This window comes from Nocardioides nematodiphilus (assembly GCF_020216525.1).
Classification (GTDB): Bacteria; Actinomycetota; Actinomycetes; order Propionibacteriales; family Nocardioidaceae; genus Nocardioides; species Nocardioides nematodiphilus.
In genome coordinates this window covers 121,339-136,492 of sequence record NZ_JAIWOY010000001.1, presented here as the reverse complement: position 1 = coordinate 136,492, position 15,154 = coordinate 121,339, and the positions used below count along the sequence as shown (strand labels likewise).

The window sequence follows — 15,154 nt, the reverse complement described above, 5'->3', positions numbered from 1 at the left end:
ATGGTCACCGTTGCGTCCACCGGGTCGGCTCTGCCGACGGTGATCTTCGGTGACCACTCGTACCGATCGGATCTCTACCAGTAGTCCGAGCCCTGCTCCTGCTGGTAGTCACCCATCCCACTTCTGATCGGACACGTAGATGCACCCTGCCCTGGATCACCCTGCCCTGCCCGCGCCCGGCGTCGACTGGGTCGCCGGCCATATGCCGCTCTTGCACGACGCCTTCGCCGAGGTCGGTCACCTCTTCGACGGTCTGCGGATCGCGATCTGTCTGCATATCGAGCCCAAGACCGCAGTGATGTGCCGACTCCTCGTGCGTTACGGTGCCACCGTGGCATTGACCGGGTCACCGGGGTCGACACGACCCGACACCGTCACTGCCTTGGTGGCCGAGGGCGTGAACGTCCATGCCGACGTCGACGACGAGGGACCGCAGATCGACCGCGTGCTCGCGATCGAGCCACACCTGCTGCTGGACAATGGCGGCGATCTCACCACGGCCCTCCTGCGCCGCGGCCACGGAGACCACTTCCTCGGCGGCACCGAGGAGACAACGACCGGCGGGCACGTGTTGCGCGCGCGTCAGACGCCGCCCGACTTCCCCGTGGTGGTGATCAATGACGGCGAGCTCAAGCTGATGGTGGAGAACCGGTACGGCGTCGGTCAGTCGGTCGTGCAGGGGTTCATGAACGCCACCAACCTGATGCTGCCGGGCTCTCGTGCGACCGTGGTGGGCTACGGACCGTGCGGTCGCGGCGTCGCCCAGACGCTGCGGCAGCTGAGTGCCCGCGTCACTGTCGTCGAGATCGATCCCTATCGTGCGCTGGAGGCGGTGATGGAGGGGTTCGAGGTCTCACCGCTGGCCGCCGCGCTGCCCGCTACCAGCCTGCTCTTCTTGGCCACCGGCGCGCGCGATGTCCTCGGTGAGGCTGAGGTCGCCCTGCTCCCTGATGGTGTGGTGGTGGCCGGTGTGAGCCACTTCCCCCACGAGCTGGACCAGGCCCTGCTCGGGCCCGTCGAGTCTTCGGCCGCCTACCATCGCGTCCATCGCCGCCCCGACGGACGCCGGGTCGCCGTACTCGCCGGTGCTCGCATGATCAACCTCGCTGCCGCCCTCGGTAATCCGATCGAGGCGATGGACCTCGGGCTCACCCTGCAGGTCCGCTCGCTGGCTGCCGTCGCCGCTGGGGGCCTGGCTCCCGGGGTCCAGCCGGTCCCGTCGGACATCGACCGTGCTGTGGCGACCGCGTTCGTCGCGGCCCGTACGGGAGTGCGCGCCTAACCAGCAAGCACCGTCTGCTCGTCGATCGCGCCCCGGCCGGAGAGATCCGGCCGGGGCGTCCGGCGTCTGTCGGCAAAGGCGCGGACGTGCTCCGGCGAAGCCGTGCCGACCACGTGGTCATGGGGCTCCGGTCGTGCCATGGTCCGAGCGGGTGAGCCACACCGTGCTGAGCAGGAAATCTGGCTCAGGCGTCTTCGTCGTCCTCCGCGTCCTCGCGCATCGCGTCGGTCTCCTCGTCGAAGGCATCCATCGGCAGGCCCAGGGCGCGGCGGACGCGGTAGCGGCCGGCGAGCAGGAGGAAGTCGCCGTCCTCGAGCTCCTCGGGGTCGATCTCGCGCAGCGGCATGGTGAACCAGCGGTGGGCCTGCTTGAGCCGGCCCGCCTCCTCCAGCGCCTCGCCGACCTCGACGCAGGCGTCGGGCATGAGCTGCTCCTCGCGATAGAGCTGCAGCAGGTCGGCGAGCAACTCGTCGGCCGACGCCTCCTCGCCGAGCGTCAGCGCGATCTCCAGCAGCCCGATCTTGGGGTGCAGCGTGGTCCAGCCGCCGTCCTCGAGCGCCGCGGCGAAGACCGTACGGGACTCCTCGAGCCGCCCGGCCTGGGCCAGGAACTCCGCCTGCAGGGTCAGCAGCTCCGCGCGGCCGGAGACACCGGGCGCCATCGTCGCGGCGTGGTTGCCGAACGCGTCGATCCGCTCCTGCCCGCTCAGGTCGAACTGCCAGGCATCGAGCGTCGCCTCGTCGGGCATCTCACCGGTGGTCATGGGACGACGCTAGCGTTGATCGCGTGATGAGTTCGCTCCTCCGCACCCGGCTGATCGTCGTGCTCGCCGTCCTCGCCGCGTCGTTCCTTGCCGACGCCGCGGCCATGGCCGCGGCGGTGGACCCGCTGCCGACCGGCACCCGCTTCGACTACCAGCTCGGCGGCGTACGGGACGTGCCGAGCGATGTCGGGATCGTCGTACGTGATCGCACCGCGCCGCCGCTGCCCGGGCACTACAACATCTGCTACGTCAACGGCTTCCAGACCCAGGCCAGCCAGCTGCGCTTCTGGCGCCGCCACGACGACCTGGTCCTGCACCGCGGAGGAAGGCCGGTCGTGGACAGCGCCTGGGAGGAGTGGCTGCTCGACATCGGCACCGCGGGGAAGCGGCACCGGCTCGCCGCGATCGTCGACCGCTGGACGGCCGGCTGCGCCCGCCACGGCTTCGAGGCGGTCGAGTTCGACAACCTCGACTCCTTCACCCGTTCCCACGGCCTGCTCCGTCGCGCTGACGCCGTCCGGTACGCCCGCGCGCTCGTCCGGGGCGCCCACCGGGTCGGGCTGGCCGCCGGGCAGAAGAACCTCGCCGGCTTCGACGGGCGCCGGGTCGGCTACGACTTCGCGATCGCGGAGGAGTGCGGGCGCTACGACGAGTGCGACGCGTACCGGAGGCACTACGGCCGCGCCGTGCTCGCCGTCGAGTACCGCCGCCGCGACCTGGCCGCCGACTGTCGGCGCTACGGCGACCAGCTCAACGTGGTGCTGCGCGATCGCGACCTCAGCGCCGACAGCGTGCGCCGCTGGTGCTCCTGACCTTCGTGCGACCACCCGGACGCACCGCGACCCGGGACGCGGCGTGCGGTCCCGGGTCGCGGAAGGCAGGAAGGATCAGGCGTGCGCGCGCACGGTGCGCAGGCTGCGCAGCGAGACGACGCCCAGGACGATCATCGCCAGGGCGAGCAGGAAGTGCAGCCAGTTGTCGGCCGTGTTGAGCGGTACGAAGTTCGCGGTGCTGTCCTCGCCCGTCGCTACGCCGTAGATCCACACGACGGCGTAGATCAGGCCCCCGACCAGGAGGTACATCGCGGCCGAGCGGGCGGCGCGCGAGAGCAGGATGCCGGCCACACCGAAGGCCAGGTGCACGATGTTGTGCAGGATCGAGACCTCGAAGATGCCGAGGAGCTTCGCGTCGCTCATGTGCCCGGCGAACTTCAGGTCGCTGTAGTTCGTGGTGATCCCCGGGATGAAGCCGGCGATGCCGACCACGAGGAAGACGACGCCGAAGAGCAGCGCGATCTTGCGGGGGAAGTCGGAGTCCGGGTGGGTGTGGTGGGCGTGGTGAGAGGTCATCGGTCGACTTTCTGTAGAAGCGAGTGGCGCCCAGGTACCCAACCGGGCCACAGACTCATTCCTCCTCGCCGTGGCTCTCCCGCAGCCGGCGCGCGAGCTCGATGTCCTTGGCGCGCTTGCGCTCCGCCTTGCGCAGCCCGCGCTCGTCGCGCGCATCGAGCTGGATGTACTCCTCGGCCGGGAGGCCGGCCTGCAGCTCGCGACCGCGCTCGAGCTCGGCGTCGAGCTCGGCACCGAAGAGCAGCGCCAGGTTGGTGATCCACAGCCACAGCAGGAACACGATCACGCCGGCCAGGGATCCGTACGTGCGCCCGTAGTTGCTGAAGCCCGCGACGTACGCGGCGAAGCCGGCCGAGGCGAGCACCCAGACCAGGATCGCGATGCCGGCACCGACGCTGATCCAGCGGAACTTCGGCTGCTTGACGTTGGGGGTGGCCCAGTAGAGCAGCGCCACGATGAGCATGACCATGGCGAGCATCACCGGCCACTTGGCGATGTTCCAGACGAGCACCGCGGTGCTGCCCAGACCGATCTGGTCGCCGACCGCCTGCGCCGCCGGGCCGGTGACGACCAGGCCGAGCAGCACCAGCGCCGAGAGCACGACGGTGACGACGGTGACGGCGAGCATGATCGGGCGCAGCTTCCAGATCGGGCGACCCTCGGCGAAGCCGTAGATCCGGTTCATCCCGCGGCCGAACGCGTTGACGTAGCCCGAGGCCGACCACAGCGCGACCAGCAGACCGAGGATCAGGGCGAGCCCGTTGCCCCCGGACCCGCTGAGCTCGCGCAGCAGCGGCTCCACGTTGTCGGCCACGGAGTTCATCCCGGTCTGGCGGATGATGTCGACGATCGCGTTGATGGTCTTCGGGCCCTGACCCACCAGGCCGATGAGCGACAGGGTCGCGATCACCGCGGGGAAGAGCGCGAGGACGGAGTAGTACGTCAGCGCCGCGGCCAGATCGGTGCACTGGTCGGTGCTGAACTCGCGGAACGTCCGCCTGAGGACGTAGCGCCAGGACGGTTTGCGCAGGTCGGTCGGTGAATCGGGCTTGTCGACGGTTTCCACCCGGTCACGGTGCCCAGCACGCAGCACGGGATGCCCTGCCGGAGCTGTCGGTGCCTTCTTTTAAGGTCTTCGCCATGGAGCTCGCCGACGTCCGCCGTCTCGGCCTGGCGCTCATCGCTGAGCACGGGCTGGTCGGGTGGCGCCTGGAGCTCGACCGGGCGCGGCGGCGGGCGGGAATCTGTCGCTATGAGCAGAAGGTCATCGGTCTCTCGGCGCCGCTGATGCGGCTCTACGACGAGGCCGAGGTGCGCGAGACGGTCCTGCACGAGATCGCGCACGCGCTGGCTGGGCCGCGCGCCCAGCACGGCCCGAAGTGGCGCGCGATCGCACACCGGATCGGCTCGACGGGGGAGCGCTGCGTCTCCGAAGAGGCGCCCCGGGTCGCCGGCGCGTGGGTGGGCACCTGCGCGTACGGCCACTCGGTCGACCTCCACCGCAGCCCCCAGCGCGTCCGCTCCTGCGTCCAGTGCGAGCCGAGGGGCTTCTCGCCCGACCACATCCTGGAGTGGCGCTTCCGCGGCCAGATCGCTCCCATGCACCCGGCGTACACCGCCGAGCTCGCCCGGATCCGTGCGGTCGCGACGGGGCCCGCCCGCGTCGACGTCGGTGCCGCCATCCGCATCACCGCGCGTGGCCGCTTCCACGACACCGTCGGCACGGTGGTCAAGCGCGGCCGCACCCGCTATCACGTGCGGATCCGCGGCGGCGTGGTCACCGTGCCGTTCGCCTACGTCGAAGCGGCCACGTGAGGAACGAGCTCGAGATCCCGACCGCTCAGAGCGCCGCGCGCAGGAAGGCGCCGATGTGCTCGGCGGCGTCCTTCGCCACCGGCACGACGCCGGGCAGCGACAGGTAGCCGTGGATGCCGGGTCCGTCGCGTCGCACCGCGACCTCCACGCCGGCCTTGCGCAGCACCTGCGCGTAGCGCATCCCGTGGTCGCGCAGCGGGTCGTGGCCCGCGACGACGATCAGCGTCGGCGGCAGCCCGGCGTGCGACGCCGCCCGGATCGGCGAGGCCTCCCAGTCCTCGTCGCCGTAACGCTCGCCCATGTAGAGCCGGCCGAACTTGTGCATCTGCTTCTGCGTCAGCACCGGCGCCTCGGCGAACTCCTCCTCCGACGGATACCGCTCGTACATCTCGACGGCCGGGTAGATCAGGACCTGCGCCCGCAGGTCCATCCCGGCGTCGCGTGCCTTCAGCGCGCAGACCGCGGCGAGATTACCGCCGGCCGAGTCGCCCATCACGGCGATCCGCGAGGCGTCGCCGCCCAGGTCCTCAGCGTGTGCGGCGACCCACTGCAGCATCTCCCAGGCGTCCGAGACCCCGGCCGGATAGGGGTTCTCCGGCGCCAGCCGGTAGGACGGCGAGACCACCACCGCGCCGGTGGAGGCGGCCACCTGCGAGGCGAGCCACGCCGACTGCTCCGGCGCGCCCAGGCACCAGCCGCCGCCGTGGAAGTTGACCACGATCGGCAGCAGCGCGCCGTCGCGCGCTCCGGTGCGCCGATGGATCAGGATCCGCTGCGTGCCGCCGTTGATGCGCACGTTGCGTACGGTCTCGTCCACACCGGGGGCGAGCGTGCCGAAGACCTGCCGCCCGAGGAAGGTCTCGCGCAGCCGGTCACGCCGCCCGCGCAGGGCGATCATCTCGGTGCCGTCGGCGGGCTCGGGAGCGATCCGGCGCAGCACGAAGGCGAAGGCGCGCGTACGAGGAGCAAGGGGTTCGGGCACGCAGCGCATTGTGCCGGAATGAATCCGGCCCGGTCTGGCAACTGAGCACCATGATCTCCACGACAGTCGACCTCGGCCGGCCCACGTCCGGCGATGTCATCGACCTCATCGTCGACGACCACCGGCTCTTCGAGCAGCTCCTGCGCCAGCTCCGTGACGCCACCCAGGACCGCGACACGGTCCGCAAGGCGTTCGCCGACGTGCTGATCGCGCACGGCGAGGCCGAGGAGGAGCTCGTCTACCCGATCCTGCGCCGCAAGGCTGAGGACGTCGGCGAGCACGAGGTCGAGCACGGCGAGGAGGAGCATGCCGAGGGCAACGAGGCGCTGCTCGCGGTCCTCGAGCTCAAGGGCACCACCTCGCAGGCCTTCGCCGATGCGGTCGAGGAGCTCAGCAACCTCGTCACCCACCACATCGCCGAGGAGGAGCTCACCATCCTCGCGCCTGCACGCACGGAGGTCGCCGAGCGCGTACGCCGCGACCTGGGCGAGAAGTGGGCCGCCCGCCGCAACGAGCTGATCGATCAGAACTGCGGCGCCATCTCCAACGTCCGACGCATCGTCGAGCAGGCGAAGAAGGCCGGCGTCCTCGACGAGTCCGGCGAGTGACCCGGCGTCAGCGGTAGGTGGCGGCGGCCCGGGGGCTCAGGGCTTCATCCAGTGCGGGTGGCGGCGGTCGCCCTTGCACACGTAGCGCCTGCCCGCCGCGTCCCAGCCCGAGCGGCCGTACGACGCCTGCGGGCAGAACTGCCCGCCGCGGATGCAGGTGTGCGACGAGGTGAGCGTGCAGGAGTAGCGCGCGGCGAGATCGACGGCGCCTGAGGCGTGGGTGGGCGAGGCGACCGCCGGACCCGCGGCGCCGCCGCCGGCGAGCGCGACCGCGCTGAGCGTCGAGGCGACGAGTATGCGAAGAGACATGCGCGTCACGCTAGGGCCGTGCTCCGGTGCTCGCGCCGCCTTCGCCCGACAGCGGCCCGGACGGACAGCGCGAATGACCTGTCCGGAGGGTTGATCCGGGACCACGGGTCCGTCGGTCAGCACTCCGGGGAGCCTGCGCGGGATCCGGCGGGGGGATCCCGCCCAGGCTCAGAGATCGTCGGCGTCGACGATCCGGTACGCGTAGCCCTGCTCGGCCAGGAACCGCTGCCGGTTCGCGGCGAAGTCGGCATCGACCGTGTCCCGCGAGACCACCGTGTAGAAGTGCGCGGTCTTCGGCGTCCCGTCGGGGCCGGGCGTGCCGGGGCGCAGCAGGCGACCCAACCGTTGCGCCTCCTCCTGGCGCGACCCGTAGGAACCCGACACCTGGATCGCGATCTCGGCCGAGGGCAGGTCGATGGAGAAGTTGGCGACCTTCGAGACCACCAGCAGGCCCACCTCGCCCGAGCGGAAGGCGTCGTAGAGCCGCTGGCGCTCCTTGACCGGCGTCTCCCCGGAGATGACCGGCGCGTCGAGGTCGGCGGCGAGCTCGTGCAGCTGCTCGAGGTACTGCCCGATCACCAGGGTCGGCGCGCCCGCGTGCTTCTCCACCAGGCGTCGTACGACCGACACCTTCTCCCGGGCGCACGACGCCAGCCGGTAGCGCTCCTCGGGCTCGGCGGTGGCATAGGTGAGCCGATCGGACGACGGCAGCGAGACTCGCACCTCCACGCAGTCGGCGGGCGCGATCCAGCCCTGCGACTCGATGTCCTTCCAGGGCGCGTCGTAGCGCTTGGGCCCGATCAGCGAGAACACGTCGCCCTCGCGGCCGTCCTCGCGGACGAGGGTCGCGGTCAGCCCGATGCGCCGCCGCGCCTGCAGGTTCGCGGTCATCCGGAAGATCGGCGCGGGCAGCAGGTGTACCTCGTCGTAGACGATGAGGCCCCAGTCGCGCGCGTCGAGCAGCTCCAGGTGCGGGTACGCACCCTTCCGGCGCGTGGTCAGCACCTGGTACGTCGCGATCGTGACCGGCCGGACCTCCTTCGACGTCCCGCTGTACTCGCCGATCTCGTCGGCCGTCAGCGACGTACGACGGACCAGCTCGTCCTTCCACTGCCGCGCGCTGACGGTGTTGGTGACCAGGATCAGCGTGGTCGCGGAGGCGTGCGCCATCGCGGCCGCACCCACCAGGGTCTTGCCGGCGCCGCAGGGCAGGACGACCACCCCGGAGCCGCCGTGCCAGAACGACTCGGCCGCCTCGATCTGATAGGGCCGCAGCGACCAGCCGTCGGTCTCGAGCGCGATCGGGTGCGCCTCGCCGTCGACGTAGCCGGCGAAGTCCTCGGCCGGCCAGCCGAGCTTGAGCAGCGCCTGCTTGAGGTTGCCGCGCTCGGAGGGGTGCACCGCCACGGTGTCGTCGTCGAGCCGCGCGCCGAGCATGCCGGCGACCTTCTTGGCGCGGATGACCTCCTCGAGGACGGCCCGGTCCGAGGACGCCAGCACGAGCCCGTGGACGGGGTGCTTCTCGAGTCGCAGTCGCCCGTAGCGGGCCATCGTCTCGGCGATGTCCACCAGCAGCGCGTGCGGCACCGCGTAGCGGGAGAAGGTCAGCAGGGTGTCGATCACCTGCTCGGCGTCGTGGCCGGCGGCGCGCGCGTTCCACAGCCCCAGCGGCGTGAGGCGGTAGGTGTGCACGTGCTCGGGCGAGCGCTCCAGCTCGGCGAACGGCGCGATCGCCTTGCGGCAGTCCGAGGCGCGGGCGTGATCGATCTCCAGCAGCAGGGTCTTGTCCGACTGGACGATCAGCGGGCCGTCATTCACCCGGCAAGGATAGGCGCCACGAGCGAGGCCGCCGAGCTTGCTCGTGCGCGCCGAGCGAGCAAGCCATCGCGCGCGTAGCGCGCATCCGGATCGGCCGTCAGGCCGGGCGGACCGACGAGATCCGGTGGACGGCGAAGAGCCGCTCGTCGTCGGCGCGGACGTCGTACGCGCGCAGCTGGCCGCCCTCGACCGACAGCGGCCGGATCACCCGGTCCGCGCGGACACCGTGGTTGTCGACGTACCCGATGACCACGTCCGCGCCGGCGTCGATGGCCTCGCGCAGCTCGGCCAGCGCGCCACCCGGGTCGAGCGCGACCGCCGATGCAGACGGCGGTCGGGACGCGGCCGCCTTGTCGCCGGCGCGCACGGCCGCCACCACCGCGGAGACCCGGGCCGCCTCGCGGGCGACCCCGGCACCCTCCGCCGCGCGGCGGGGTGCCCGAGCCCGCTGGGCGTCGGGCCGAGCCACGTGCACCGACCCGTCGGCCGCCTCGACGACCGGCGCGATCCCCGCCTCGCGCAGCCGCGGCAGCAGCACGGCCAGGGGAGTGGTCGAGATCAGCACGGTGGGCGCCAGCCGGCGCAGCCCCAGCGAGGCCGCGGCCGGGTGGTGCAGCACCTCGATCAGCGACTGCTCGTCGTCGGCGCGCAGGTACGCCTCGGCGAGGCCGACCCGCACCACCCCGAACGTGCGCGCGGTGTCGTCGATCAGGTAGGTCAGCGGCTGCGGCACCGGCGTGCGCGACACGGCCGCGACGAAGGAGTGCAGCTCGACCGCCGACCAGCCGAGGTCCATCGCACGCCGCACCGACGCCGGCGTGAAGCGGTAGACGGTCGCGCCGCCGCGCGACTCCACGTCAGCCGCGATCCCGAGCCGGCGCGCCAGCGAGGTCTCCAAGGGGCCGGGGGCGACCGCGGTCAGATCGGCCTGCAGCAGGATGTGGTCGACTGGCTCGGGCAGCATCCCGGCCAGCGCGTCGGTCGCTGCGACGTCGTCACCGGAGAGGAGCAGGCGCGCGTACGACGCCACCCCGCCCAGCGCCGTCAGCCCGAGCACCGCCGACTCGGTGAAGGTCCACGCGATCTCGTGCGAGCGGGTCTGCGGACGGCGCGGCCGCAGCCACTGCAGGTGAGCCAGGACCGACGGACCACCCGTCCCTGCCGCCAGCACCTCACCGGGCGGCAACGACGCCATCGCCGCGAGCGTCATCCGCCGGGCCTCGGCGATCGTGGAGGAGACCAGCTCGGTCACGAGCGCGTTCCAGCCCTTGCCCGCCGGATCGCGCTGCCCGACCAGCCCGGGCGTACGCGCCGTGGCGAGCCACGCGCGCGCCAGCACGGTCCAGCGCTCGGCGACCGGCCGCTCGATCCAGCCGTCGTACAGGGCCGTCGGCAGCCACGCCAGGTTGCCGTCCTCGTCGGGCCCGGCGGCGAGCAGCCCGGCCGCGGCCGCGACCTCGATCAGCAGCGCCGCTCCCGGCTCGTCGACGTGCAGCCGCACCGCGACGGCCTTGAGGTCGCGCACCCCGAGGCCACCCGAGCGCAGCACCGCCGGGGGCACGGCGCCCCAGCCGTCGAGCAGGAGCTCCACGCGCCGTACGGCCTCGAACGCGGCCCCCGCCGCAGCCCGGTCGACCAGCGCCGCATCGCGCGGCGAGCTCACCAGGTCCGGCGGCCCGTCGCCCGGGGCGGCCAGTGACACGCCCTGCGGCACGCGGGGCAGGTCGGCGACCCCGCTGACGCAGCGCAGCCCGGCCGTCGACTCCCACACCAGCGCGAGCTCCTGGAGCCGTCGCAGCGCTGCGCCCGCTGCCTCAGCGCCTGCCTCGACCCGCGACACCGCAGCCTCCGCGGAGGGAGCTCCGTCCGGCACCAGCGCGTCCAGGACGGCGAGTGAGAGCAGGTCCAGGCCGTCGAGTGCCCGCAGCAGCGACGAGCGCGTCGCGGCCCGCGAGGCGAGCTGTGCAGAGTCGAGCGGAGCGGGGGTCGTGAGATCGGGACGGGCCGCTAGCAGACGCGCCAGCTGCTCATCGGACCAGGCACGCAGCTGATCGGCGAGCGAGCGGTACCACGTCTCCATGATTGGTCAAGATAGTGTCCGATCGTGATCTCCTACCGCCCTGGTACCTGGTTCGGCATCGTCGGCGAGCACGCCACCGTGCTGCTCCCGCCCTCGGAGAAGGCCCGCGCGGGCTCGTTGTGGGTCCTCATCGACGACGGCGCGGGCTTCGACGAGGTCCTCGACGCGCTCCTGGCCGACGGCCTGCGCGCGCTGCCCGGCTTCGTCCTGCTGACCGAGGAGGGCTCGACGACGAGGATCGTCGTCCGCGGCCCCTCGCGCGCCACCTTCGACACCCTCGGCGGCGAGGCCGTGGTCGAGGGCTCGGCGTCGGCCACCTGGGTCGAGAAGACCCTGCGCGACGTCACCGGCCTCTCGGTGGTGCTCGAGGAGAGCGACGAGCCGCTGATGGCGCTGAACAGCGGCCTGGTCCGGGTCGCATCGCTGGTCTCGCCGATGCCCGCCGCCGGGCCGGCCGCGCCCGCCGCTCCGGCTGCCCCCATCACCACGGCGCCGGCCCCGGCCCCGATCCAGCTCGCCCCGCAGCCCGAGGCGTCCGGCCCGTACGCCGCGGTGCTGCCCTTCCCGGCCGGTGTGCCCGCCCCGCCGGTCGTGCCCCCGCCGCCGTCGTTCCCGGCCCCGCCGGCCGCCGACCCGCTCGGCCTGGACCCGGACCCGCTCGGCCTCGGCGACCTGGGCGCCCCGTCCGAGCCGGAGCACGCTCCCGAGCCGGCGCCGGAACCCCAGGGCGAGCCCGAGCCCGAGGACACCGACGAGTCCTCCGATGAGCTCGACGTGCCGGAGTGGCTCGCGTCCAGCGACCCGCTGACCGACCAGGCCGAGGACTACCAGGAGGCCGAGGAGCGCGCCGAGGACGACGAGGCCTGGGCCGACGAGCCCACCGGTGTCCTGCCGGTCGTGCCCGCCGCCGATGCCGACGAGCCGACCGGGCCGATCACCGCCGCGCCGCCGGCCTGGACCCCGCCGGCTCCGTCCGCGCCGGGCGACGGCCTCCCCGCCTCCGTACCGCCTCCGCCGCCGTTCCCGCCGGTGCCCCCGATCGCGGAGGCCGCGCCGGTCCCGCCTGCGCCGCTCGCCCCGCCGGCGCCGCAGGGCGGCCACGACGGGCTGACGCCGGTCGGTGAGCCCGAGCTGGAGCAGCCGTCCGTCCCGGCCGCCGCCGAGCAGAGCGTCGCCCGCCTGGAGTTCGCCCACGGCGAGCGGGTCGACGTCGACCGCGTCGTCATCGTCGGCCGCGCCCCCGAGGCCGGCCGGTTCTCCCAGGCCGAGCAGCCGCGCCTGGTCGCGGTGCCCAGCCCGCACCAGGAGATCTCCTCGACCCACATCGAGATCCGTCCCGGCTCCGGTGTCGACCACGGCTCCGCGGTGGTCACGGACCTGGGCTCGACCAATGGGACGGTCGTGGTCCAGCCGGGTCTCGGCCCCGAGGAGCTGCGTCCGGGCGTACCGGTCCCGCTCACGCCGGGCGCGATGATCGATCTCGGTGACGGGATGACGATCCGCGTCACCCAGCCGTGAGGCCCTGAGGGCCTACGGGCTGGGGATCGTCTTGAAGTCGGCCGGCCGGTGGATCCACTTGGCGTCACTGGCCGGCCACACCACCGCGAACACCTTCCCGACGACGTCGGAGAGCGGTACGAACGCGCCGCTGGGATCGCAGTCGGCGGGGGCGTCGCTCTTGCACAGGTGCCACGAGCTGTCCGCGGACTCGCCGCGGTTGTCGCCCATCACGAAGATCCGGCCCTTCGGCACGGTCGCGGTCCAGCCGCCGCAGCCGGCCATCGGGCCGTTGCACTGGGTCTGCGGCGCGATGTAGGAGTCCTCGTCCAGCGCGTGGCCGTTGACGCTGATCCGGCCCTGGTCGTCGCAGCACACGACGGTGTCACCGGGCAGACCGATGACCCGCTTCACGAGGTGGCCGCCGCTCGGGTAGAGCCCGATCTTCGCCAGGAACGACGAGGCGCCGCCGGTCGGGCCGGCGTCCTCCTCGGCAGGCAGCCAGCCACCCGGGTCCTTGAAGACCACGATGTCGCCGCGACTCGGGCCGGCGCTGCCCCAGTACGACGGCTTCTCCACCAGGATCCGGTCGTTGACCGGCGACCCGGGGCCGCCGCGGAGCCCCGGCTCCATCGAGCCCGAGGGGATGTAGAAGGCCTGGACGAAGAAGGTCTTGACCACCACTGCCAGCACGACGGCCACCAGCACCAGTACGCCGGTCTCGAGCACGACTCGGATCGGCCCGGACTTCCCCGCTTCGTCTCGTGTCACGTCCGGGACGATATCCGCCGCGTGGTTGGCGACCACGCCACAGATATTCTGTCGGCATGTCGATCCCGCCCGCGCCAGCGTCCCCTGACGGGCGGCTGGTGGTCGGCTTCGACCTCGACATGACCCTGATCGACACGGTCCCGGGCTTCCGCCCCGTGCTGGCCGCGCTCGCCGCCGAGCTCGGCGTCGACCTGCCGATCGACAAGCTCACCGAGCGCCTGGGCCCGCCGCTGGACCACAACCTGCGGCCCTACCTGCCGGCCGAGCAGATCCCGTACGCCGTCCAGCGCTTCCGCGAGCTCTACCCGGTCGCGGTGCCCGCCATCCCCGTGCTCGGGGGTGCCCACGAGGCGCTGGCCGCCGTCGCCGAGCGCGGCGGGCGGCCCCTGGTCGTGACCGGCAAGTTCACCCGCAACGCCCAGCTCCATCTCGACCACCTCCAGCTGCCCGCCGATCACCTCGAGGGCGAGGTCTGGGGCGTCGGCAAGGCCGACATCCTGCGCCGCGAGGGCGCCAGCATCTACGTCGGCGACCACATCCACGACGTCGAGGGCGCGCTCGCCGCCGGCACCACCAGCGTCAGCGTCCTCACCGGCGGCTGCTCCGCCGCGGAGCTGCTCGACGCCGGCACCCACGTCGTCCTCGAGACGCTGCACGAGTTCCCCGACTGGCTCACCGACCACCTCCGTACGCCCGCCAGCACCACCGCGTGATCGAGCGCTTCTGGCAGCAGGTCAGCGCCACCCAGCCCGTACCCGAGGTGCGGTGGGTGATCGCGACCGGCGTCGCCGCCCTCATCCTCGTCAGCCACCACCGCACCTGGCCGTGGATCCGACTCGCCGTCACCGTCGTGCACGAGGCCGGGCACGCCCTGGTCGCCGTCCTGGTCGGGCGCAGGCTGGCCGGCATCAAGGTCCACTCCGACACCTCGGGGGTCACCGTCTCGCGCGGGCGCCCGAGCGGCCCGGGCATGGTCGTCATGCTGATGGCCGGCTACCTCGCGCCGGCCGCGCTCGGTCTCGGCGCCACGCTGCTGCTCACGCACGGGCACGCCCTCGCACTGCTGTGGCTGCTGATCGCCGTGCTCGTCGGCGTCCTGGTGTGGGTCCGCAACGGGTACGGCCTGCTCACGGTCCTGGTGCTCGGCGCAGCCCTCGCGGCCGCGACCCACTACGCCTCGGCGCAGACCCAGTCGGTGATCGCGACGCTAGTCGCCTGGGTCCTCCTGCTCGCCGCCCCGCGCCCGCTCGTCGACCTGCTGCGCCGCTCACGGGCGCAGCGACGTGGCTCCGACCCCGACCAGCTCGCGCGTCTCACCCACTTGCCGGCAGCCCTGTGGATCGTCGTCCTGCTGGCGGCCAATCTCACCGGCCTGGTTGTGGGTGGCGCGACGCTGGTGCCCCGGCTGTAGGGTTTTAAGCAGCCCGCTCACGCGGGCCTTTCGACGTACGCATGAGACGAGAAGGTTGGTTCCGGTGCCTACTGGCAAGGTGAAGTGGTTCGACGTCGACAAGGGCTTCGGCTTCCTGTCGCAGGACGGCGGGCCCGAGGTCTACGTCCACGCCGACGCCCTTCCTGACGGTGTCGCCAAGTCCCTCAAGCCGGGTACGCGTGTCGAGTTCGGCATCGCCCAGGGCCGCCGTGGCGACCAGGCCCTGCAGGTCAAGATCCTCGAGTCGTCGCCGTCGGTCGCGCGCAACCAGCGCGCCGCGCAGCGCCGCAAGCCCGAGGAGATGGTCCTCATCGTCGAGAACGTCATCAAGCTCCTCGAGGACATCCGCGAGGGGTACGAGCACGGCCGTCCGCCGACGCGCGACCTGGCCAAGAAGGTCGCTCCCGCGCTGCGCAACATCGCCGACGAGTTCGAGCTCTGAGCCGCG

General features: G+C 72.4%; 16 protein-coding genes. 8 read left to right on the top strand and 8 right to left on the bottom strand.

The genetic code is table 11. From position 1 onward, the window contains the following. Nucleotides 1–139 precede the first annotated feature (139 nt). Nucleotides 140–1,282 (top strand): adenosylhomocysteinase, encoded by a 1,143-nt coding sequence (locus KSO98_RS00705; RefSeq protein ID WP_225282845.1) that lies wholly within the window; start codon nucleotides 140–142, stop codon nucleotides 1,280–1,282. A 184-nt stretch (nucleotides 1,283–1,466) separates the two neighbouring features. On the opposite strand, the gene KSO98_RS00700 is transcribed toward KSO98_RS00705, so the two are convergent. Further along, on the bottom strand, nucleotides 1,467–2,045 hold the full coding sequence (locus KSO98_RS00700; protein ID WP_225282844.1) for a hypothetical protein: 579 nt from the start codon (nucleotides 2,043–2,045) through the stop codon (nucleotides 1,467–1,469). A 26-nt stretch (nucleotides 2,046–2,071) separates the two neighbouring features. Between KSO98_RS00700 and KSO98_RS00695 the strand changes: the two genes are divergently transcribed. Further along, a complete protein-coding gene (locus KSO98_RS00695) occupies nucleotides 2,072–2,857 on the top strand; it encodes an endo alpha-1,4 polygalactosaminidase (protein WP_225282843.1) in 786 nt (261 codons plus the stop codon). A 75-nt stretch (nucleotides 2,858–2,932) separates the two neighbouring features. Here the strand turns inward: KSO98_RS00695 and KSO98_RS00690 are convergent, their stop codons facing one another. Continuing rightward, the gene (locus KSO98_RS00690; RefSeq protein WP_225282842.1) at nucleotides 2,933–3,394 is read right to left on the bottom strand and encodes a DUF4383 domain-containing protein; all 462 of its coding nucleotides are present in this window, start codon (nucleotides 3,392–3,394) and stop codon (nucleotides 2,933–2,935) included. A gap of 55 nt (nucleotides 3,395–3,449) precedes the next feature. Beyond that, nucleotides 3,450–4,460 carry a YihY/virulence factor BrkB family protein gene (locus KSO98_RS00685; protein ID WP_225282841.1) on the bottom strand — a complete coding sequence of 337 codons (1,011 nt, stop codon included), beginning with the start codon at nucleotides 4,458–4,460 and terminating at the stop codon, nucleotides 3,450–3,452. A gap of 74 nt (nucleotides 4,461–4,534) precedes the next feature. On the opposite strand from KSO98_RS00685, the gene KSO98_RS00680 reads away from it, so the two are divergent. After that, complete coding sequence (locus KSO98_RS00680) at nucleotides 4,535–5,209, top strand: SprT family zinc-dependent metalloprotease (protein ID WP_225282840.1); 675 nt, start codon at nucleotides 4,535–4,537, stop codon at nucleotides 5,207–5,209. Between the two features lie 25 nt (nucleotides 5,210–5,234). Here KSO98_RS00680 and KSO98_RS00675 read toward each other — a convergent pair whose 3' ends face one another. Further along, nucleotides 5,235–6,200 carry an alpha/beta hydrolase gene (locus KSO98_RS00675; protein WP_225282839.1) on the bottom strand — a complete coding sequence of 322 codons (966 nt, stop codon included), beginning with the start codon at nucleotides 6,198–6,200 and terminating at the stop codon, nucleotides 5,235–5,237. 41 nt (nucleotides 6,201–6,241) lie between these two features. On the opposite strand from KSO98_RS00675, the gene KSO98_RS00670 reads away from it, so the two are divergent. Beyond that, nucleotides 6,242–6,799 (top strand): hemerythrin domain-containing protein, encoded by a 558-nt coding sequence (locus KSO98_RS00670; protein WP_225282838.1) that lies wholly within the window; start codon nucleotides 6,242–6,244, stop codon nucleotides 6,797–6,799. Between the two features lie 36 nt (nucleotides 6,800–6,835). On the opposite strand, the gene KSO98_RS00665 is transcribed toward KSO98_RS00670, so the two are convergent. From KSO98_RS00665 to KSO98_RS00655, 3 genes are all read right to left on the bottom strand, one after another. Then, a complete protein-coding gene (locus KSO98_RS00665; RefSeq protein WP_225282837.1) occupies nucleotides 6,836–7,108 on the bottom strand; it encodes a hypothetical protein in 273 nt (90 codons plus the stop codon). Between the two features lie 168 nt (nucleotides 7,109–7,276). Beyond that, nucleotides 7,277–8,926: a DNA repair helicase XPB gene (locus tag KSO98_RS00660; protein WP_225282836.1), complete on the bottom strand. Its 1,650-nt coding sequence runs from the start codon at nucleotides 8,924–8,926 to the stop codon at nucleotides 7,277–7,279. 97 nt (nucleotides 8,927–9,023) lie between these two features. Further along, complete coding sequence (locus KSO98_RS00655) at nucleotides 9,024–11,006, bottom strand: helicase-associated domain-containing protein (RefSeq protein WP_225282835.1); 1,983 nt, start codon at nucleotides 11,004–11,006, stop codon at nucleotides 9,024–9,026. A 24-nt stretch (nucleotides 11,007–11,030) separates the two neighbouring features. Between KSO98_RS00655 and KSO98_RS18365 the strand changes: the two genes are divergently transcribed. After that, the gene (locus KSO98_RS18365; RefSeq protein WP_308012718.1) at nucleotides 11,031–12,524 is read left to right on the top strand and encodes an FHA domain-containing protein; all 1,494 of its coding nucleotides are present in this window, start codon (nucleotides 11,031–11,033) and stop codon (nucleotides 12,522–12,524) included. Between the two features lie 12 nt (nucleotides 12,525–12,536). Here the strand turns inward: KSO98_RS18365 and lepB are convergent, their stop codons facing one another. Continuing rightward, the gene (gene lepB / locus KSO98_RS00645) at nucleotides 12,537–13,274 is read right to left on the bottom strand and encodes a signal peptidase I (RefSeq protein WP_225282834.1); all 738 of its coding nucleotides are present in this window, start codon (nucleotides 13,272–13,274) and stop codon (nucleotides 12,537–12,539) included. 56 nt (nucleotides 13,275–13,330) lie between these two features. Here lepB and KSO98_RS00640 point away from each other — a divergent pair, with 56 nt between their 5' ends. The 3 genes from KSO98_RS00640 to KSO98_RS00630 all read left to right on the top strand — a co-directional run bounded on the left by KSO98_RS00640 (nucleotide 13,331) and on the right by KSO98_RS00630 (nucleotide 15,148). After that, entirely contained in the window at nucleotides 13,331–13,987 is a 657-nt protein-coding gene (locus KSO98_RS00640; RefSeq protein WP_225282833.1) for an HAD family hydrolase, read from the top strand. Next, nucleotides 13,984–14,685 carry a M50 family metallopeptidase gene (locus KSO98_RS00635; RefSeq protein ID WP_225282832.1) on the top strand — a complete coding sequence of 234 codons (702 nt, stop codon included), beginning with the start codon at nucleotides 13,984–13,986 and terminating at the stop codon, nucleotides 14,683–14,685. Before KSO98_RS00640 ends, KSO98_RS00635 begins: the two co-directional genes overlap by 4 nt. A gap of 64 nt (nucleotides 14,686–14,749) precedes the next feature. Beyond that, nucleotides 14,750–15,148, top strand: coding sequence for a cold-shock protein (locus KSO98_RS00630; RefSeq protein ID WP_225282831.1), 399 nt, complete (start codon nucleotides 14,750–14,752; stop codon nucleotides 15,146–15,148). Nucleotides 15,149–15,154: the final 6 nt, after the last annotated feature.

Coding starts and splice junctions, on each gene's coding strand:
- KSO98_RS00705 (WP_225282845.1), top strand. CDS start 140: ATGCACCCTGCCCTGGATCACCCTGCCCTGCCCGCGCCCGGCGTCGAC.
- KSO98_RS00700 (WP_225282844.1), bottom strand. CDS start 2,045: ATGACCACCGGTGAGATGCCCGACGAGGCGACGCTCGATGCCTGGCAG.
- KSO98_RS00695 (WP_225282843.1), top strand. CDS start 2,072: ATGAGTTCGCTCCTCCGCACCCGGCTGATCGTCGTGCTCGCCGTCCTC.
- KSO98_RS00690 (WP_225282842.1), bottom strand. CDS start 3,394: ATGACCTCTCACCACGCCCACCACACCCACCCGGACTCCGACTTCCCC.
- KSO98_RS00680 (WP_225282840.1), top strand. CDS start 4,535: ATGGAGCTCGCCGACGTCCGCCGTCTCGGCCTGGCGCTCATCGCTGAG.
- KSO98_RS00675 (WP_225282839.1), bottom strand. CDS start 6,200: ATGCGCTGCGTGCCCGAACCCCTTGCTCCTCGTACGCGCGCCTTCGCC.
- KSO98_RS00670 (WP_225282838.1), top strand. CDS start 6,242: ATGATCTCCACGACAGTCGACCTCGGCCGGCCCACGTCCGGCGATGTC.
- KSO98_RS00665 (WP_225282837.1), bottom strand. CDS start 7,108: ATGTCTCTTCGCATACTCGTCGCCTCGACGCTCAGCGCGGTCGCGCTC.
- KSO98_RS00655 (WP_225282835.1), bottom strand. CDS start 11,006: ATGGAGACGTGGTACCGCTCGCTCGCCGATCAGCTGCGTGCCTGGTCC.
- KSO98_RS00640 (WP_225282833.1), top strand. CDS start 13,331: ATGTCGATCCCGCCCGCGCCAGCGTCCCCTGACGGGCGGCTGGTGGTC.